The sequence below is a fragment of the Pseudomonas sp. C2B4 genome (genome assembly GCF_013359695.1).
Lineage (GTDB): Bacteria > Pseudomonadota > Gammaproteobacteria > Pseudomonadales > Pseudomonadaceae > Aquipseudomonas.
On record NZ_JABFMU010000001.1, the window covers coordinates 54,043 to 73,670 of the forward strand.

Sequence of the window (19,628 nt, forward strand, 5' to 3'; positions counted from 1 at the left end):
AAGTGTTGGCAGATATCTGGACCCCGCCCTAGCGGTCTAGAACTTGAACCCCGGAACTTCCCCCTCCCCATAGAAGTCCGGGGTTTTTTTTGCCTGCTGCTTTTGACTGAAGAGCTATTCGGCAGCCTCGGCGCCCTTGTCCGCGAGTTCCATCCAGCCCGCCAACACAGTGTAGGCGTCTTCCAGCCCCATGCGTTTCGGCGCCGAAAACAGCTGAATCGTCACGCTGTCGCCCCAGCCCTTGCGGATTTCCGACTGAACCTTGAGCAACGTGTTTTTGGCCGCGCCATAGGTCAGCTTGTCTGCCTTGGTCAGCAGAATGTGCATCGGCATGCCGCTGGCAATGGCCCAATCGAGCATCAGCAGGTCGAAATCGGTCATTGGATGACGGATATCCATCATCAAAATCAACCCCTTCAAACTCTCGCGGCTGCCCAGGTACGCTTCCAGGTGACGCTGCCAGTGTTGCTTGAGCGGAATGGGCACTTTTGCGTAACCGTAGCCCGGCAGGTCGACCAGACGGCGTTCATCGTCTAGCTTGAAGAAATTCAACAGTTGCGTGCGCCCCGGGGTTTTCGAGGTTCGCGCCAGGCTGGCATGGGTCAGGGTGTTGAGCGCACTGGACTTGCCGGCGTTGGAACGCCCGGCGAAGGCGACTTCAAAACCTTCGTCGTCCGGACATTGGTCGACTTTGGCGGCGCTGAGCATGAAGGTGGACTGTTGGCACAGACCGAGGATGGGATTCTTGAGTTGCATGGGATTTCCGATGTGGGCGGCGCCGGGAATGGGCGCGGCAAGCAGTGTCGCTTCCGTTTCAGTGACGCCAGTATATAATGCCGCAGATTTTGTGTGCGCTTTGTCCCAGCGTAGGATGAAGTTCACGAGAGCGACAGACCTTGATTGCGCACTAGAACGCAGCACGCTCTCAACCCTGAAAAGGTCGTTTTATGACGAAATGGCTGCTAGCTGCCGGTGTCTTGATGCCGCTTTACAGCGCTCAGGCTACACAGGATCCGGAAGCTGTGTACAACCGTGTTTGTGGTGCCTGTCATTCCGGCCAACTACCCATGGCGCCCAAAAGAGGCGATCAGGAAGCTTGGACGCCGAGGTTGGCGAAAGGTATGGAGACGCTGGTGCAACACGTGACCCAGGGTTTCAAGGCGATGCCGCCGCGTGGTTTGTGCATGGACTGCAGTGCCGAGGATTACCGAGCCATCATCCAGTGGATGAGCGAGTAAGCCCGGCCCATAACTCTTAACCCTTAGCCGTAGTTGGATTAGCTGATGAACAAATTGATCGTGAGTCTGCTGTTGACCGTGGGAATCTCCGGCATTGCCCATGCTGCAGGTGAGCCAGTAAAACCTGGTGACGCCGCCGCAGGCCAGGCAAAAGCCGCCGTATGTGGCGCCTGTCATGGCCCGGATGGCAACAGCATGGCGCCAAACTTTCCAAAACTGGCGGGGCAAGGTGAACGCTACCTGACCAAGCAACTGCACGACATCAAGTCGGGCAAGCGCACCGTCCTGGAAATGACCGGTCTGCTGACCAACCTGAGCGATCAGGACCTGGCGGACATCGCCGCCTACTTCGCCAGCCAAAAAGGCAGCGTCGGCGCCGCGGACCCGAAAATCGTGGCGCGCGGTGAAGCACTGTTCCGTGGCGGCGACCTGGCCAAGGGCTTGCCGTCCTGCACCGGTTGCCACTCGCCGAATGGCGCGGGCAACGCAGCAGCCGGCTTCCCGCACCTGGGCGGCCAACACGCTCAATATGTTGCCAAGCAACTGACCGATTTCCGCAAGGAAGAAGGCGGCCGCACCAACGATGGCGACACCAAAACCATGCAAACCATCGCCAAACGGTTGAGCGACGAAGACATCGCAGCAGTGGCCAGCTACATTCAAGGCCTGCACTAAGACCGGCGAATCGGGCGTTGCGCGAGACATACATCTCTTGCAATGTTAACGCTCGATTAATCCGTCGCAGCAAGTATAAAAAGGGTGGCTTTGGCCGCCCTTTTTTGTGGCCGCTGCCGTTACACTACAGAACTCAGGCCCGCCATGACCTGTCTGAATACAGGTCACGCGAGGCGATAAAATTTGTCCAGGAGTAAAGCATGCGTAATCTGATCATCAGCGCCGCACTCGTCGCTGCCAGCCTGTTCGGCATGTCTGCCCAGGCCGCTGAAACCCCCGCCGCCCCTTACGTCGAACTGAGCAATCCGGTTCCGGTCGCCGTTCCTGGCAAGATCGAAGTAGTGGAACTGTTCTGGTACGGCTGCCCGCATTGCTACGCCTTCGAACCGGTGATCAATCCCTGGGTCGAGAAGCTGCCTTCCGACGTGAATTTCGTCCGTATTCCTGCCATGTTCGGCGGACCGTGGAACGCACACGGCCAGATGTTCCTGACCCTGGAAGCCATGGGTGTCGAACACAAGGTCCATGCTGCCGTGTTCGAAGCCATTCAGAAAGAACACAAGAAGTTGACCGACAAGAATGACATGGCGGACTTCCTGGCCACCCAGGGTGTCGACAAGGACAAGTTCCTGGCCACGTTTGACTCTTTCGCCATCAAAGGCCAGATCGTCAAGGCCACTGACCTGGCCAAGAAATATGAGATCACCGGGGTTCCAACCTTGATCGTCAACGGCAAGTATCGCTTTGACGTGGGCTCTGCCGGCGGTGCCGAACAAGCCCTGCAACTGGCCGACAAACTGATCGACAAAGAGCGAGCGGCTAACAAGGCTGCCGCCAACTAAGGGCAGCACCCGCCATGCGCCGCTGGGGAACTGAACGCATCGTTGGCCTGCATGATCCGCGGGTCAACGAGCATCATCTGGAGTCGACGGGCCTGCCCGAAGACAGCCGTTTGCGCTTGCTCAGTTTCAATATCCAGGTCGGCATCAGTACCGAGCGGTACCGGCATTACCTGACCCGGGGCTGGCAACACCTGTTGCCGCACACCGGGCGCGCCGACAATTTGCAGAAAATCGGCAACCTGCTGGGCGATTTCGATCTGGTCGCCTTGCAGGAAGCCGATGGCGGCAGCTTGCGCTCAGGCTACGTCAATCAAGTCGAACACCTGGCCCAGCTCGGCGCCTTCCCCTACTGGTATCAACAACTCAATCGCAACCTCGGACGCCTCGGCCAGCACAGCAACGGTGTGCTCAGCCGCCTGCGCCCGTGGGCGATTGAAGATCATCCGCTACCGGGACCCAAGGGTCGCGGGGCCATTCTGGTGCGCTTCGGCGAAGGTCCGGAAGCGCTGGTGGTGGTGATGATGCACCTGGCATTGGGCGCCCGGGCCCGCAGCCTGCAGTTGGCTTACATCCGCGAAGTGATTGGCGGCTATAAGCATCAGGTGCTGATGGGCGACATGAACACCCATGCCAGTGATTTGCTGCAGCACTCGCCGCTGCGCGACCTCGGCCTGCTCGCGCCGCAACTGGAGGCAACATTCCCCAGTTGGCGCCCGCAGCGCTGCCTGGACCATATTCTATTGAGCCCTACCCTGACCCTTGAAAAGGTCGAGGTGCTGGCCCAACCCATTTCCGATCACCTGCCGGTCGCGGTAGAGATTCGTTTGCCGGGTTCGCTCACGGCCGACGCATTGCCCGCGTTGAGTCCTGCCCCTTCGCGGAACCCCTGAATGAGCGACGAAGTACAGCGCTGGAAAGAGAAATACCTCAAAAGCATCGAACAACAGGAAAAGCTCGAACGTCGTTGGGATGCCCGCCTCGACCTGCTGCGTCGTGGACTGGTACGCAGCACCCTGGCGGCCGAAGGCACCGACCGCACCGTTGACCAATGCATGAAGGAAATGCGTGAAGTCGTGCGCACCGATGACATGGATGCCGGCCTGGCCGCCCTGCTCCCGCGCCTGGAAAAAGCCGTGCTCGACTCCGAGCAGCGTCGGGAAACCCGAGTCAATCAGACCAGCGCAGCCCTGACGGCGTTGGTCACTCAGCTGCAAAAATTGCCGCTGCCGCGGGAAGTCAGCCGACCGCTGAAGCACTTCGCCAAACAGCTCGATAGCCGCGTCAGCCAGGCTCGCGAGATCCCGTTGCTGCTTAGCGAATTGAGCGGTTTGCAGGGCAAAGCCTTGAGTCAGGTGGAGAATCCGCCAGAACACGCTCGCCCAGGTCTGTTGCAACGGTTGTTCGGCCATCGTGAGGCCGATGAGGCGGCAACGCCGGCTCCCCCTGTCGTCGAGCAGGTCGCCAAGGCGATGCCTGCCGAAGCGGTCTCAGCGCAGGTGATTTCGACCAGTGAACTTGCTTCGACCGTCGATGAACCGCAAGTCGAAGCCCAAGAACCGATCATTGCCGCTACCGAGCCACAAGTCGCTCAACCCCGCACCGAGACTCCGCAGCCCCTTGCTGCACCAGCGCCAGACGCCGTTCCTCCGCAGACACCAACCCCGGTCTCGGACGCACAACCGGATCAGCCCGACGAATCGGCGTCATCTGCCGAAACACACGCGCTCCACGCAGAGCCGGCAGGCAACCCCGATGAGCTGATCCCGACAGAAACGCTCGCCCCCCTGCCAGCGCCTCTGATTCACCATAGCGGTGATGCGCAACAGCCTGAGCACGACGTGCTTTACGCGCTGCCGGACTCCCCCGAACCGTCCTACAGTTCGGTGGCCAAGCACATCGAAGACACATTGCTGGGCCTGCTCGACGATTTGACCCTCCCCGAGCGTCACCGCCCGCAAGCCGAATCGATGCGCGACCGTCTGAAAAACGGCTTGAACTGGTACGAGTTGCTACCGATCCTCGATGATCTGGCGACCTTGATGTTGGCGATCTCAGACAGCGGCCAGCATGAGTTCGAAGCGTACTTGCAGCGTCTCAACGAGCGTCTGGAGTCGTTCCAGAGCAATCTGCAAGCCGCCAGTGCGGGTCATGCCGACAGCCGCTCCGCCGCCGAGGCCATGGACACGCAGATCCGCGAACAGGTCGACGGCCTGCAGAACAGCATGCACGAGGCGGCCGACCTGGACGATCTCAAGCACGTTCTGGAAAACCACCTCGAAGGCCTGCTCGGCACCATGGACCAGCACCGCAAGCAGCGCGACGAGCGCGAGCAAGAAGTCGCGGCCCGACTACAGAGCCTGGCGGAACGCGTGGCTCACATGGAACAGGAGGCCCTGGGCTTCCGTGAGCACCTGGAAGAACAACGCCAGAAAGCCTTGATCGACCCGCTGACCGGACTGCCCAATCGCGCGGCCTGGAGCGAGCGGCTGGATCACGAAATCCGCGAATGGCAACAACACGGCAACACACTGATGTTGGCCATGCTCGACCTCGACCACTTCAAACGAATCAACGATAACTACGGTCACCTGGCGGGTGACAAAGTGCTGAAAATTATCGCCACTGTGTTGCGCAAGCGTCTGCGCGGGACGGACTTCATTGCACGATTTGGCGGTGAAGAGTTTGTACTGCTCATGCCATCCACAGTCCCCGCGGCCGGCATGAAACTGCTGGAGCATTTGCGGACGTCAATCGAAGCCTGCCCGTTCCACTTCAAGGGTGAGCGAGTGACGGTCACCATTTCCATGGGCCTGACTGCGTTCAAACCTGGCGAACATAGTGATCTGGTGCTCAAAAGAGCCGATCAGGCGCTGTATCGTGCAAAGAATGCGGGTCGCAACCGAGTGGAGCTGGGCTAGAAGTTGGCGGCGGGCCAATTGTTCCATTTTATTTAAAACGTGGCGATTGCCCTCCGCAGGCAAGGCAGTACGTTACACTGTTGCATTACTGTCTTGCGTGTATTGCCTCTCGCCATGAAATTTCTCGCTCTCATCGCGTCGCTGTTACTACTGGCCGGTTGTGCCAGTGGCCCCCGTTTCGACACCAGTCACCCATCAGCCAATCACGACAGCCGCATCCAGTTCGTGGTGGTCCACTACACCTCCGCCTCGCTGGAGCGCTCGCTGCAACTCCTGACCCATGGTGAAGTCAGCGCCCATTACCTGATCGGCGACGACCAGAAGGCGACCATTTACAAACTGATGGATGAAAACCTGCGCGCCTGGCACGCCGGAGAAAGCCAGTGGCAGGGCCGGACCTGGATGAACTCCAGCTCCATCGGTATCGAAATCGTCAATCCGGGCTTCAAGGACACCCCTACCGGACGCCTCTGGTATCCCTACAGCGAAGCGCAGGTCCAATCCTTGATCGTCCTGCTCAAGGACATCAGCAAACGCTACGCCATCAGCCCGCGCAGCATCGTCGGTCACAGTGACATCGCCCCCTTACGCAAACTCGATCCCGGACCACTGTTTCCCTGGAAGCTCCTGGCTGCGCAAGGTATCGGCATCTGGCCTGACGAGAAGGCCGTGGCGCGGCAGCAGCCACAGTTCGAACAACAGCTTCCGAGTATCAGTTGGTATCAGGCACAGTTGGCCCGTGTCGGCTATGACACACCGCAGACCGGTGAACTGGATGTCGCCACGCGCCATGTGATCGCCGCCTTCCAGATGCATTTCCGACCGTCCCGTTTCGACGGCACGCCGGATGCGCAAACGGCGGCGCTGCTTCAGGTGTTGAATCAGACAAAATAATGACGCCCGCCCGACGGTCAGCGCGCATTTTCCAACCAGCAGCTATAACTCATTGGTAATCGTCGGATATTCCATAATGCCTGCTGCCCGAGAGACATTCCGTAGTTGGTTCTATCGCCCCTGGTTTTTGGCGATGATGGCGGCTGTCTTGAGCGCGATACTGCTGATGGTGGGCAGCCTGTTCATCGCCCTGCATCAACTCGAGCAGAACGAAAGCCAGGAAATGAACGCTCAGGGCGAACGCTTCCTCGCTCGCCTGGAGCAGCTGTTCGGGCAGTTGCGAGAAAGCCTCGACGACCTGGAAGCACAGCCTTTACGCGGTTGCGATGACGAAATGATCGCGACCTTGCAGCAGGTCAGTTTCAATTACCGCTTCGTTTACGAAGCCGCTTATATGGACTCCTCGCGGATTTGCTCCAATCGACCCCGCCAGGAAGGGTTATCGCTGGTACGACCACCGGACATCAAAGGTCCCACCTACAGCTACTGGCTGAACACCACCACCGAACCCGATGAAAACCGTGCGGCTCTCATGTTGGGACGCGGAAATTTCCGTGTCGCAACTTCCCGTGGGCATTTGACCGATATGGTCGATTTGTCCCCAGGCAGCAGCCTGCTGGTGGTCCTTGATCACGGCACCCGGGCGATTCCGGTGCTGGGGGTATCACAGGCCTGGCCCCCGACCGGGCACTGGCCGCCGGAAACGCCTGATGCGCTGCAAGTTACGCAGACACGCTTGATTTATCGCATGCCCACCGACAACCCCGAGTACCAACTGGTGCTGATCAGCCCGCGCGGTGGGCCCCATATACCGCCCGTGTGGTGGTGGTTACTGCCGGTTTGCCTGGGGCTGGCCTTGTGCGTCGGTTTCCTGGTGTTTCTGCTGGTGCGCCAGCGCCAGTCTCTGGACGCCGAACTCACCGGCGCCATCCGCCGTGGCGAGTTGCAGGTTCTGTATCAACCGATCTTCGACCTCGACAGTCGCAACTGCGTGGGGGCTGAGGCCTTGCTGCGCTGGCGAAGGCCGGATGGGACGCTCACCAGCCCCGACCTGTTCATTCCCATGGCGGAGAACACCGGGCAGATCCGCCAGATGACCGATTTCGTCCTGCAACGCTTGCTGGAGCAACTGGGGCAATTGCTGCGAGCCAATCCCCAGCTGTATATCTCGGTCAACCTGGCAGCGTGTGATGTGATGGTGCCGCGTATCGGGCAGGTAATGGCGCGCCTGCTGACGCTGCATCGAGTCGCTGCCAAACAGATTGCTTTCGAAGTCACCGAACGCGGACTGATCGATGTCGTCGTCGCTCGGGAAAACCTGCAAGCCTTGCGCGATGTCGGGCATCAGGTACTGATCGATGACTTTGGCACGGGCTATTGCAGCCTCGCCTATCTGCAAACGTTGCCGGTGGACTGCCTGAAAATCGACAAGGCCTTCATCGATGCGCTTGGCCATGACGCGGCCAGTAGCGGTGTAGCCCCCCACATCATCCACATGGCTCAGTCATTGCACCTGAAGGTCATCGCCGAAGGTATCGAGCATGAAGCCCAGGCAGCGTTACTGAGCAGTGAAGGGGTGAAATTTGGTCAGGGCTGGTTGTTCGCCCATGCGTTGAGTGCGGTGCAGTTCATTGAACTGATTACCCGCGGCCGCCGATTGGCCAATCGACGCCTGGATGATGAAGCGTAACGTCCGCTAGACTGTCAGCGCCATATAGAACTGCGTGCCCTGCCCCGGCCGCGAATAGACCCCCATCCGCCCGCCATGCAACTGCACGATTTCCTTGCACAACGCCAGGCCTAGCCCGGCCCCGCCTTTCTTGCGACCGACCTGCACAAAGGGCTCGAAGATTCGCCCCTGCTGCCCGTACGCAATGCCTTCACCATTATCTTCAACGCTGATGATCACCCGCTCCCCATGACGCCGGGCCTGCAAGCGTATGAGGCCACCCGCTGAGGTGTGGCGCAATGCGTTATCGATCAGGTTGTCGAGCACACGGTCCAGTTGCGGCTGATCGGCCTGCAACCGTGGCAGCGGCCCTTGCACCTCTACCAACAACTCGACGCCCTTCTCTTCTGCGCCGCTGGCAAAGCGTAGCTGTGCCTGCTCCAGCAAGTTCTCGATGGAACACGGCGCCAAGGTCAGTTTCTGCAAACCGTTCTGATAGCGCGAGAAATTCAGCAAGTCGTTGATCAATTGCATCAAACGCTGCATTTCTTCGTTCACCGTGTCCAGCAGATCGGCTTCACGGGAGTCCTGGGCGAAATGCGTTCGCTCGCGGAACAGGCCGAATGCCATGTGCATGCCGGTGACCGGAGTCCGCAGCTCATGGGAAGCGCGCAGCACGAATTCGCTGCGTACCCGCTCAAAGGCGCGCTGCTCTGTGACGTCGTGCAGCACCATGACCGCCCCGAGAATATGCCCCTGCGTATGGATGACAGGCGTCAGGCTGAAGGTCAGGAGCCGCGTCTCGCCATCGACCTCAATGCTCAAGTCCTCCGGTGCTTTTTCCAGCGTGCCGCCGCGCAGGACCAATTGCAGCTGCTCATCAAGCTCGGGACGCAGCAGTGCCGCGCCCAACCCCTGGCCGACCCGATCGTTATCCCATCCCAACTGGCGCTGCGCCACGGGATTGAGGTGTTCCAGATGCCCCTGGCGATCGATTATCAATAAACCGTCGTCAATGCTGTCGAGCACGGCCTGCAGTCGCTGCTGGCCTGCCAGCAGTTCATCGACGTTGGTGGCCTGGTGCTCGCGCAACGCCTCGGCCATGATTCCGAAACGTCGGGTCAGTTGGTTCAGCTCGACAGCCGAGGAAACCGGCAGCGTAACGTCGAAATTGCCTTGGCCGATGTTGTCCGCTGCCTGTGCCAACGCTTCGATGGGCTCACCGAAACGCCGCGCGATGGCATGGGCGGTCACGAAGCCGATGACCAACACCGCCAACCCGACCAGGCCGAGCAGGCCGGCAATCAACAAGGCGCGTTCACGGGCCTGGCGCTCGGTGTCGTTAATGTTATCCAGTGCGCGCTTGTGCTCGGTAATCAAGCCATTGCGCAGTGCGTTGAATTTTTCGGTGAGCTCGTCGTTGCCGCTCAGGACATGCGTGGTATTGGGCGCAACTTCATAGGCCTGGATAAAGCTGAGGTAGTCCGCCTTGGCTTTCTTGAAACCGTATTCACTGCCAGCATCCGCCGGCTCCTGGGCGATGCCTTCTTCCAGCAATTGGAAGTAACGCTGCTTGGAAGCCTCGAAGGCCGAAGAGTCTCGTTGCTCGCTGAGCATGATGATCAACTGGTCGCCCAGCGTTTGACGCAACTTCAGCCCGATATCGAGGGTGACGAAATTGTTGCGCACCAGCGCTTCCTGGCTCCCGGCCATCTGCATCACGCTGACCAGCCCAAGCAGCAGCCCAAGCAACGCGACGGTGATCAGTGCGGAAATGCTCAGGAACAGCCGGGTCCGCAACTTCATCGCCAGTTTCATCGGCGGCGGCTCACAAGTTGTACTGTTTGCGTTTGCGGTACAGCGTCGACGCATCGATACCCAGGGTCTTGGCAGCTTGATCCAGCGTGCCGGCGGTAGCCAGAACCGCGCCGATATGCGCTTTCTCCAGTTCATCCAGACTCAACGCGGCGCCAATGCGCGGCGCATTATTGACCGGTGTTTCGGCCATGCCCAAGTGGCTGATCTCGACCCGTTCCTGCGGACAAATGATGCTGGCCCGCTCCACCACGTTGCGCAGTTCGCGGATGTTCCCCGGCCAGCGATAACCCAGCAGCGCTTCGCGGGCCTCATCGCTGAACCCCCGGGCCGGGCGTGCGTATTCCTTGACGAAACGCGCCAGAAAGCGATCGGCGAGGTTAAGAATGTCTTCCCTGCGTTCGCGCAGGGGCGGCAGGTGCAAGGTGATGACGTTCAGCCGATAGAGCAGATCTTCGCGAAAACGACCGTCACGGACCATGTCCTCGAGATTCTGGTTAGTCGCCGCGAGGATACGGACATCGGCGCGACGGGTGACCGGGTCGCCCACGCGCTCGTATTCCTTGTCCTGGATGAATCGCAGTAACTTGGGCTGCAAAACCAGTGGAAAGTCGCCGATTTCGTCGAGAAACAGCGTGCCTCCATCAGCCTGATTGACTCGACCCAATGTGCTTTCACTGGCCCCGGTAAACGCGCCACGGCTGTGGCCGAACAATTCGCTTTCCATGAGTTCGGCGGTCAGCGACGGACAGTTGATGGTGATGCAGGACTTCTTCGCGCGTTTACTCCAGCCGTGAATGGCCTGGGACAGCTCGCCTTTACCGGTGCCGGACTCGCCGAGAATCAGGATATTGGCATCGGTAATGGCAACCTGGCGGGCCGTTTCGAGCACGACTTTCATGGCCGGGCTGTGGGAGTCCAGGCCATCCCTGGGTTTACGCACCTCGCCTTCCAACGCCTCGAGACGCGCCGACAACTGCCGAACTTCCAGCTGCTTGGCAGTGGCCAGGCGCAATTGATCGGGACTGCACGGCTTGACCAGATAGTCGGCGGCACCGGCCTGAATGGCATCGACAGCTGTGTCCACGGCCGAGTGCGCCGTGACGATCACCACCCGCATCCAGGGCGCTTGAATGCGCATCTGGGCCAACACGTCCAGGCCATTGTCTTCACCCAGGCGCAGATCGAGGAAGCACAGATCAAAGACCTGACGTTGCAGCAATGCTTCGGCTTGCGCGGCGCTGTTGGCTGTCGCCACGCTGTAGCCTTCGTCTTCGAGGCAATAGCGGAAGGTACGCAGGATAGCGGACTCATCATCCACCAGGAGAATACGGCCTTGATGCTCAGCGGCTGATTCCATTTTCCTACGCTCCTTAATGAAAGATCTTAATTAGTCCCGGAAAAATCGGGCAAGTTGCATGGTTCATTCTGATCCATTCCCGCCATAGCAGGTAGCAATCCCCCGAACCGGCCGGTTTTTCGCCTGATTGAGTAAGCTTCTTATAGATAGCTCCTTTTCAGACGATGGATCACGTCTTTTTCTGACAGCTGCGCCCTCCTCTCAATTCAAAAATATTGCGAAGACTGCCGCCTCGATCGTGCATTACGCACGACCGCGCCACGGCCCATCGTGCAGGATGCGTCCACAAAGCCTTTTTAAAACAGCTCAACTTATTGATTTATATATATTTTTTTCTGAAAAAAAATCTGGCATGCGGGCTGCAACAACCTGAATAACGCAGGGCAATAACAAAACGCCCTCAACCCGATGACCCCCGTGTGGGAGGAGCTTCAGGATGAATCGCCAACGTGCCACCCCATTGCATCTCTCGCCCCTGCACCTCCAGCAAGGCATGTTTGCCGTACTGGCGCTGTTGATCACCCTGATTGGCGGCCAGCAGTTTCTGCGTTGGGAGCAGAGCCAACAGCAAGAAGGGCCAAGCGTATCGTTTCAGCACCCGATCCAAACCCACTTCAGCGCCGCCAGCAGCGGTATGGCCGACAGCACTTCGATGCGAATGATGGACGTCGACCAGCATCAGGCGATGGACGAAACGCCTCGCCAGGAACGTTGGGTGTTCTAAATACACACACTTGGCGCGCCCGATGCGCCGGGAAACGCAGCACCTCTAAATAGAAGCGTAAGGAGAATCATCATGTTGAGCTGGGCAATCACCTTCCTGATCATTGCCATCGTCGCTGCCGTCCTGGGCTTCGGTGGTATCGCGGGCACCGCCACGGGTATCGCCAAGATTCTCTTTGTCGTGTTCCTGGTGATGTTCATTGCTTCCTTCTTCTTTGGCCGTCGCGGCCGAGGCTGAGCATGAGCGCTATAGACACTGGCAGCCGCCCTGCTTTCGGGCGGCAGGCTCAGGAATGACCCGAACGGGTACAGATTTCAGATATACGAAAGAAGCCATCGCTTCTTCCCTGCGCCCACCTGAGGAAGGCCGGCGCATGACCAAGGGGTCGGGACGTTCTGCCTGTTTCAGGGGCGGAGTGACCTACGGGTACAGGGAGTGCCTGCGCAGAGGGCCGGGTCAGGAAAAGCTGCGACGCAAGTTCGCCGGTCGATCATGACTCGACGGACTTGCGAAGAGCTTGAACACATAAACGTACAGCGAGCGCGATCCATCGTTTTCATCCTTTCTCCCGGCAATCCCCCCGCCTCTGGCCTGAAAATACTTTTCCCGGTATTTCATCATCGACCGTATATCGAGAAAAAAGGCGCTTCTTTTGCCGTAAATAATACCCGTGCGCTGTGGGATTTTCCTGAAAACATCCCCCCTTTGCGACTGATCAAAAAATACTCAATCTACGCTGTGATGGCCGGTTCACGGCACTTATACCTGCCGAAATGTCACATTCGAACCGTTTGCGACGTCGCTTTCAGTGAAAAAACCTCATGCCGATTCGGCATAGGGTAGGCGTTTACGGCATTAGACGTCGCTTCCTTGCATCGGAATAGTTGCGCCTTTTTTCGCCTGCCAGAGAGCCATAAAAAGCGCTCCGGGGCTCCTTATACGGGGGTAGATGCACACGACTTTTTCGCCACGAGCGTTCCAGTTCGCGCATCTGCCCGAGTCAAACTGAAGTAAGGGTAAAGATATGAAGAAGGCAAAGCTTAGCCTCGCCTGGCAGATCCTCATCGGTCTGGTCTTGGGGATTGCAATCGGTGCGCTGCTCAACCATTTCAGTGCCGAGAAAGCCTGGTGGATCAGCAACGTTCTGCAACCAGCGGGCGATATCTTTATCCGTCTGATCAAGATGATCGTGATCCCGATCGTGATCTCCTCGCTGATCGTTGGCATTGCTGGCGTCGGTGACGCGAAGAAGCTCGGTAGCATCGGCCTCAAAACCATCATCTACTTCGAAATCGTCACCACCATTGCCATCGTCGTCGGCTTGCTGCTGGCCAACCTGTTCCATCCGGGTGCCGGCATCGACATGAGCACCCTGGGTACCGTGGATATCTCCAAGTACCAGGCTACGGCGGCCGAGGTTCAGCATGAACATGCGTTCATCGAAACCATCCTCAACCTGATCCCGTCCAACATCTTCGCGGCCATGGCCCGCGGTGAAATGCTGCCGATCATCTTCTTCTCGGTGCTGTTCGGCCTCGGTCTGTCGAGCCTCAAGCCGGAACTGCGTGACCCGCTGGTGACGATGTTCCAGGGCGTATCGGAAAGCATGTTCAAGGTCACTCACATGATCATGAACTACGCACCGATCGGCGTTTTCGCACTGATCGCGGTCACCGTGGCCAACTTCGGCTTCGCGTCGCTGCTGCCGCTGGCAAAACTGGTGATCCTGGTTTACGTCGCCATCGCCTTCTTTGCCTTCGTGGTACTGGGCCTGATCGCTCGCCTGTTCGGCTTCTCGGTGATCAAGCTGATGCGCATCTTCAAGGATGAGCTGGTGCTGGCCTACTCCACCGCTTCCTCCGAAACCGTGCTGCCACGTGTGATCGAGAAGATGGAAGCCTACGGCGCGCCAAAAGCCATTTGCAGCTTCGTGGTGCCAACCGGTTACTCGTTCAACCTCGACGGCTCGACCCTGTACCAAAGCATCGCGGCGATCTTCATCGCTCAGCTGTACGGCATCGACCTGTCGATCAGCCAGCAGCTGTTGCTGGTCCTGACCCTGATGGTCACCTCCAAGGGCATCGCCGGTGTGCCGGGCGTGTCCTTCGTGGTGCTGCTGGCCACCCTGGGCAGCGTGGGCATCCCGCTGGAAGGCCTGGCCTTCATCGCCGGTGTCGACCGCATCATGGACATGGCCCGTACTGCACTGAACGTGATCGGCAACGCTCTGGCCGTGCTGGTTATCGCTCGCTGGGAAGGCATGTACGACGAAGCCAAGGGCCAGCGCTACTGGAACTCCCTGCCGCACTGGCGCAGCAAAGAGAAGCTGCCGGTTGGCGAGGTTTCCAGCAACTGATCAAAGTTGTGGGGATTGGCTTTTCTGTGGGAGCGAGCCTGCTCGCGATTGCGGTGCATCGAACAACAGCAATGTTGAATGTGCCGCCCTCTTCGCGAGCAGGCTCGCTCCCACAAAGTTTGAGTCAGATCTCAAATTCCTATTGCCCCCACAAGCAAGCCAAACAAACCCCGGAGAAATCCGGGGTTTGTCGTTTCTGGCCACCCCGCTATCATTCGCGCATCTTTTGGGGGATTTGACTGATGCTTAATGGCCTGTGGCTTGGCTTCTTCATCGTGGCCGCCGTGTCGGCGCTGGCGCAATGGCTGATCGGCGGCAACGCCGGAATCTTCGCGGCGATGGTGGAGAGCATTTTCGCCATGGCCAAGCTCTCGGTCGAAGTCATGGTCCTGCTGTTCGGTACCCTCACCCTCTGGCTGGGCTTTCTGCGGATCGCCGAAAAGGCCGGGATCGTCGAATGGCTGGCCAGGGCCCTCGGCCCGCTGTTTCTGCGGTTGATGCCGGAGGTTCCGGCGGGCCATCCAGCCATCGGCCTGATCACCCTGAACTTCGCCGCCAACGGCCTGGGCCTGGACAACGCCGCCACGCCGATCGGCCTCAAGGCCATGAAATCCCTGCAGGAACTCAACCCCAGCGACACCATCGCCAGCAATGCGCAAATCCTGTTTCTGGTACTCAACGCGTCGTCCCTGACGCTGCTGCCCGTGACAATCTTCATGTACCGCGCCCAGCAAGGTGCGCCTGACCCGACACTGGTGTTCCTGCCGATCCTGTTGGCCACCAGTTGCTCGACCATCGTCGGCTTCCTGGCCGTCGCGTTCATGCAACGTTTGCGTGTCTGGGACCCGGTGGTCCTGGCCTATCTGATTCCCGGCGCCCTCGCCCTTGGCGGCTTCATGGCGTTGCTGGCGACGCTCTCGGCGACCGCGCTGGCCGGTTTGTCGTCGATCCTCGGCAATCTGACGCTATTCGGCATCATCATGACATTCCTGGTCATCGGCGCGCTGCGCAAAGTGAAGGTCTACGAGGCATTCGTCGAAGGCGCCAAGGAAGGGTTCGACGTGGCGAAAAATCTGCTGCCGTATCTGGTGGCAATGCTGTGCGCGGTGGGTGTATTGCGGGCGTCCGGGGCGCTGGATTTTGGCCTGGACGGGATTCGCCACCTGGTGGAGTGGGCCGGTTGGGATACGCGCTTCGTCGATGCGCTGCCGACGGCGATGGTCAAGCCATTCTCCGGCAGCGCCGCTCGGGCGATGCTGATCGAAACGATGAAAACCTCCGGTGTGGACAGCTTCCCGGCGCTGGTAGCGGCGACGATCCAGGGCAGTACCGAAACCACGTTCTATGTGCTGGCCGTGTACTTCGGCGCGGTGGGCATCCAGCGGGCGCGGCATGCGGTAGGGTGTGCGTTGCTGGCGGAGCTGGCCGGTGTACTGGGCGCGATTGGCGTCTGCTACTGGTTCTTCGGCTGATAGAAAAACCTGTGGGAGCGAGCCTGCTCGCGAAAGCGGTGTGTCAGCCAACATCAATGTTGAATGATAAAACGCCTTCGCGAGCAGGCTCGCTCCCACATTGGGTCCTGTGTCGGGCTTATGGTCTTGGCGGCGGCGCGACTTTCTGCCCTTGCTCCACCGCCCAAGCCACCACCTGCGCCGTCAATTGATCATTGGCCTGACCGAATCCAGTGACAACGGCGGGCACCTTCACATCGTTCAATGGCTGACGCACCTCAAAGCGGCGACTGGCAAGAATGCGCTGGTCATATCCGCGCACCAGCAGCGCATCCAGCCGCACGACCACACTGGCGGCGGTGCCTTGATACTCCGTCTGGAACGCCTGCAAATTGCCGCCTAGCTCCAGGTCTGCCAGGAAGTTACTGTCGTCGGTGCTGAGCAACGTCACCCGACCATCACGCTGAAAACCATCCAGCAGTCGATTGCGCAGCAGCACCGGTGCCGGGTCGCTCCAGCGCGAGCCCTTGTAGCTGCTCATCACATCACCCTGGGGGATGACCGCAATATCCGGCCGGTTCAAGGCCTCGCTGGCCTGGGGTTTGTTCAGGCGCAATGACCAGCGTTGGGGCATGGATTGGCTGGCTGGCGCGCTGGTTTGCGCTGACGGCAATCGATAGATTTCAAACGGTTCGGGTTTGGGCAGGATCGAGCACGCACCGATCAGCGTGAAACTGGCGAGGAGGGCGAGAGCGGTAAGCTTCATGGAGTGAATTCCTTGTGCTTGTCGCTGCCCAGCAGGTAACCGCTGGGGTCTGCCTCCAGGCGTCGCGAGATGGTGCGCAATGAGGTCAGGGTTTCGCGAAGCTCACGCACCGCCGGGGCCAGGCCATTGAGGCCCTGCATGCCACTATTGAGCGAGTCCTGGTTGGCAATGATCAGCTTGTTGATCGTCGCACTGCTCTGTTCCAGCGACTTCATGGCCTGCTCGGCACTGCCGATCATTTGCTTGCCATGGTCATTGAGCAGCCCGTTGGCATTGCGCATCAGCGCCGATGTTTGTTCCAGCATGGTGCCGGCTTGCTTGCTGATCGAAGCCAATTGCTGCATTGCCTGCCGAATATCATCGCGCTGGTCGGCGATGGTGCCGGTGGTGACGTCCAGATGCTCGAGGATCTTGCTGATATGTTGGATGTTTTGCTCTGAAAACATGTGGTTGGCGTTCTGCATCAGCGTGTTTACGCCGGACATCAAGTCATTGCTGTCGTTAATCAGCCGAGCGATGGGCGAGGGCGAGGCGACGATCACCGGCAGCTTGCCACCCTTACCCTTGAGCGTCGGACTCTGCGGAGTACCGCCACTGAGCTGAATGATCGACGTCCCTGTGACGCCGGTCAGCGCCAGCTTGGCCTGGGTATCCTCCTTGACCGGCGTATCACCAGCCAGGCGAATCCGCGCCAGCACCCGGCGCGGGTCTTGCGGGTCCAGACGCAGCGAAATCACATCGCCGACCTTGATCCCGCTGTACTGCACGGAGCTGCCGTTGGACAGGCCGCTGACCGTTTCATTGAACACCACTTCGTAGTCCTTGAACTCGGTGTCGACGCTGGACTTGGCCAGCCACAGGCCGAAGAGCAGGGCGCCTGCCACCACAATGACGGTGAACAGGCCGATCAATACATGATGGGCGCGGGTTTCCATGTCAGACCTCGTTGAGCTGTTGAGCGGCACTCAGCGCCGCGCGGCCGCGAGGGCCATGGAAGTATTCGTGAATCCACGCATCGTCGGTTTCCGAGACGACATCGATGGCATCGGCCACCAACACTTTCTTCTGCGCCAGCACCGCCACCCGGTCGGTGATGGTGTAGAGCGTGTCGAGGTCGTGGGTCACCAGAAAAACGCTCAGGCCCAGGGCGTCCCGCAAGGTCAGGATCAACTGGTCAAATGCGGCGGCGCCAATCGGATCGAGGCCGGCGGTGGGTTCGTCGAGGAACAGGATGTCCGGATCCAGTGCCAACGCCCGGGCCAGCGCCGCGCGCTTGATCATGCCGCCGGACAGGGACGCGGGGTACTTGTCCGCCGCCGACAGCGGCAACCCGGCCAGCGCCATTTTCACCGCCGCCAGGTGCTCGGCGTCATCACGGCTCAAACCGGCGTGCTCGATCAGGGGCAGGGCGACGTTCTCGGTCACGGTCAGCGAAGAGAACAGGGCGCCTTTCTGGAACAGTACGCCGAAGCGCCGCTCCACCAGCGATCGTTCCTGCTCGGACAGACTCGGCAGGTTTTTACCAAGGACCTTTACCATTCCCTCACTGGGCTGGCGCAAGCCGACGATGCTGCGCAACAACACCGATTTGCCACTACCGGAGCCGCCGACCACCGCCAGGATTTCGCCCTTGTACAAATCCAGATCAAGGTTTTCATGCACGCTCTGGCGGCCGAAGCGATTGCACAACCCACGGACTTCGATCACCGCCTCGGCGGGCGCTCGGGCAATACGGCTCACCAACTCATCTCCATGAAAAACAGGGCGGCCACGGCGTCGAGCACGATCACCACAAAAATCGACTGCACCACGGCGGAGGTCGTGTGCGCGCCAACGGACTCGGCGCTACCGCTGACCTTGAAGCCTTCAAGGCAGCCAATTGCAGCGATCAGGAAGGCAAACACCGGCGCCTTGATCATGCCCACCAGAAAGTGCTGAACACCGATGTTCGATTGCAGCAGCGACAGAAACATCGCCGGGGAGATGTCCAGTGACACCGCACACACCAGTGCCCCCCCGACAATCCCCGACACCATCGCCAGAAAAGTCAGCATCGGCAACGCAACGAGTAGGGCCAGGACCCGGGGCACCACCAGCAGTTCCATGGGATCGAGGCCCAGGGTGCGGATCGCGTCGATTTCTTCGTTGGCTTTCATCGAGCCGATCTGCGCGGTGAAGGCGCTGGCGGTTCGCCCAGCCATCAGGATCGCCGTCAGCAACACCGCGAACTCACGCAGGAAAGAGAACGCCACCAGATGCACGGTGAACACCGTGGCACCAAAGTTGGCCAATACCGTCGCCCCAAGAAATGCCACCACGGCGCCCACCAGAAAGGTCAGCAGGGCGACGATGGGCGCGGCGTCGAGGCCCGTCTGTTCAACATGCGCAACCATCGAGGTGACACGCCAGCGTTTCGGGCGAAACAGACCGCGGACGATGGTTTCCAGAATCAGGCCGACGAACCCCAGCAGTTGCAAGGTGTCCTGCCAGACCGTGTCCACCGCGCGACCAATGCGGGTCAGCAATTGAATGCCGACGCTGATTTCCGGCTCCTTGATCGGCACGCAGAAGTCCGTCAGGGAGCGATAGACCGTTTGCAGCAACGCGCGGTCGGCGGGGGAGATCGTGCAATCGGGGTGTTCGGCGGAACGGCCCAGGCGTTCGGAGCCCAGTAGCTCCACCAGCAGCGAAGCACCCGCCGTGTCGAGGGCGCCGAGGCCGTTGAGGTCGATGCGGGTGCTGTCGTCGTATCGGCCTTCGAGCTTTTCGCTCACCCGCTTGAGGTCGGCGTAGTGGGCGAGCGTCCAGTCCCCCGTCACCCGTATCTGAGGCGGAGTGTGCGAGGTATCCAGTTGGGCATTGCCGGCCACTGTGCTGCTGGTCATAAGCTCCGTGCTTTCTCGGCTGTTACGCAGACCTA

The 19,628-nt window shown here is 59.7% G+C and carries 18 protein-coding genes; 11 read left to right on the forward strand and 7 right to left on the reverse strand.

The features are described 5' to 3' along the window. Positions 1-114 precede the first annotated feature (114 nt). Positions 115-756, reverse strand: coding sequence for a ribosome biogenesis GTP-binding protein YihA/YsxC (gene yihA / locus HNQ83_RS00295; RefSeq protein WP_175387140.1), 642 nt, complete (start codon positions 754-756; stop codon positions 115-117). A 191-nt stretch (positions 757-947) separates the two neighbouring features. Here yihA and HNQ83_RS00300 point away from each other — a divergent pair, with 191 nt between their 5' ends. The 7 genes from HNQ83_RS00300 (at position 948) to HNQ83_RS00330 (ending at position 8,257) form a co-directional block, all read left to right on the forward strand. Next, positions 948-1,238 (forward strand): cytochrome c5 family protein, encoded by a 291-nt coding sequence (locus HNQ83_RS00300; protein WP_128604476.1) that lies wholly within the window; start codon positions 948-950, stop codon positions 1,236-1,238. Positions 1,239-1,283: 45 nt separating this feature from the next. Then, positions 1,284-1,913, forward strand: a complete 630-nt coding sequence (locus HNQ83_RS00305) for a cytochrome c (protein ID WP_175387141.1) — start codon at positions 1,284-1,286, stop codon at positions 1,911-1,913. A 200-nt stretch (positions 1,914-2,113) separates the two neighbouring features. Further along, positions 2,114-2,755 (forward strand): thiol:disulfide interchange protein DsbA, encoded by a 642-nt coding sequence (gene dsbA, locus HNQ83_RS00310; protein WP_175387142.1) that lies wholly within the window; start codon positions 2,114-2,116, stop codon positions 2,753-2,755. A 14-nt stretch (positions 2,756-2,769) separates the two neighbouring features. Beyond that, complete coding sequence (locus HNQ83_RS00315; RefSeq protein WP_175387143.1) at positions 2,770-3,645, forward strand: endonuclease/exonuclease/phosphatase family protein; 876 nt, start codon at positions 2,770-2,772, stop codon at positions 3,643-3,645. Continuing rightward, on the forward strand, positions 3,646-5,673 hold the full coding sequence (locus tag HNQ83_RS00320) for a GGDEF domain-containing protein (RefSeq protein ID WP_175387144.1): 2,028 nt from the start codon (positions 3,646-3,648) through the stop codon (positions 5,671-5,673). Positions 5,674-5,787: 114 nt separating this feature from the next. Then, complete coding sequence (locus HNQ83_RS00325; RefSeq protein WP_175387145.1) at positions 5,788-6,567, forward strand: N-acetylmuramoyl-L-alanine amidase; 780 nt, start codon at positions 5,788-5,790, stop codon at positions 6,565-6,567. 76 nt (positions 6,568-6,643) lie between these two features. Then, positions 6,644-8,257: an EAL domain-containing protein gene (locus HNQ83_RS00330; protein WP_175387146.1), complete on the forward strand. Its 1,614-nt coding sequence runs from the start codon at positions 6,644-6,646 to the stop codon at positions 8,255-8,257. 6 nt (positions 8,258-8,263) lie between these two features. Here HNQ83_RS00330 and HNQ83_RS00335 read toward each other — a convergent pair whose 3' ends face one another. Together HNQ83_RS00335 and algB are read right to left on the reverse strand one after the other, a co-directional pair. After that, positions 8,264-10,054, reverse strand: coding sequence for a KinB sensor domain-containing domain (locus HNQ83_RS00335; protein WP_175387147.1), 1,791 nt, complete (start codon positions 10,052-10,054; stop codon positions 8,264-8,266). Positions 10,055-10,064: 10 nt separating this feature from the next. After that, positions 10,065-11,411 carry a sigma-54-dependent response regulator transcription factor AlgB gene (gene algB, locus HNQ83_RS00340; protein WP_175387148.1) on the reverse strand — a complete coding sequence of 449 codons (1,347 nt, stop codon included), beginning with the start codon at positions 11,409-11,411 and terminating at the stop codon, positions 10,065-10,067. 436 nt (positions 11,412-11,847) lie between these two features. Between algB and HNQ83_RS00345 the strand changes: the two genes are divergently transcribed. The 4 genes from HNQ83_RS00345 (at position 11,848) to HNQ83_RS00360 (ending at position 15,963) form a co-directional block, all read left to right on the forward strand. Further along, positions 11,848-12,135, forward strand: a complete 288-nt coding sequence (locus HNQ83_RS00345) for a hypothetical protein (protein WP_175387149.1) — start codon at positions 11,848-11,850, stop codon at positions 12,133-12,135. Between the two features lie 72 nt (positions 12,136-12,207). After that, positions 12,208-12,372: a DUF1328 domain-containing protein gene (locus tag HNQ83_RS00350; protein WP_003170804.1), complete on the forward strand. Its 165-nt coding sequence runs from the start codon at positions 12,208-12,210 to the stop codon at positions 12,370-12,372. 787 nt (positions 12,373-13,159) lie between these two features. After that, on the forward strand, positions 13,160-14,491 hold the full coding sequence (gene gltP / locus HNQ83_RS00355) for a glutamate/aspartate:proton symporter GltP (protein WP_175387150.1): 1,332 nt from the start codon (positions 13,160-13,162) through the stop codon (positions 14,489-14,491). A gap of 242 nt (positions 14,492-14,733) precedes the next feature. Next, positions 14,734-15,963: a nucleoside recognition domain-containing protein gene (locus HNQ83_RS00360; protein WP_175387151.1), complete on the forward strand. Its 1,230-nt coding sequence runs from the start codon at positions 14,734-14,736 to the stop codon at positions 15,961-15,963. A 118-nt stretch (positions 15,964-16,081) separates the two neighbouring features. Here HNQ83_RS00360 and HNQ83_RS00365 read toward each other — a convergent pair whose 3' ends face one another. From HNQ83_RS00365 to HNQ83_RS00380, 4 genes are read right to left on the reverse strand one after another with little or no spacing between them, the layout of a single operon-like run. After that, on the reverse strand, positions 16,082-16,708 hold the full coding sequence (locus HNQ83_RS00365) for an ABC-type transport auxiliary lipoprotein family protein (RefSeq protein ID WP_175387152.1): 627 nt from the start codon (positions 16,706-16,708) through the stop codon (positions 16,082-16,084). Further along, entirely contained in the window at positions 16,705-17,643 is a 939-nt protein-coding gene (locus HNQ83_RS00370) for an MlaD family protein (protein WP_175387153.1), read from the reverse strand. The genes HNQ83_RS00365 and HNQ83_RS00370 overlap by 4 nt, the downstream gene beginning before the upstream one ends. A gap of 1 nt (position 17,644) precedes the next feature. Then, positions 17,645-18,448 (reverse strand): ATP-binding cassette domain-containing protein, encoded by an 804-nt coding sequence (locus tag HNQ83_RS00375; protein WP_175387154.1) that lies wholly within the window; start codon positions 18,446-18,448, stop codon positions 17,645-17,647. Further along, positions 18,445-19,593 carry an ABC transporter permease gene (locus tag HNQ83_RS00380; RefSeq protein WP_175387155.1) on the reverse strand — a complete coding sequence of 383 codons (1,149 nt, stop codon included), beginning with the start codon at positions 19,591-19,593 and terminating at the stop codon, positions 18,445-18,447. Before HNQ83_RS00380 ends, HNQ83_RS00375 begins: the two co-directional genes overlap by 4 nt. Between the last annotated feature and the right edge of the window lie 35 nt (positions 19,594-19,628).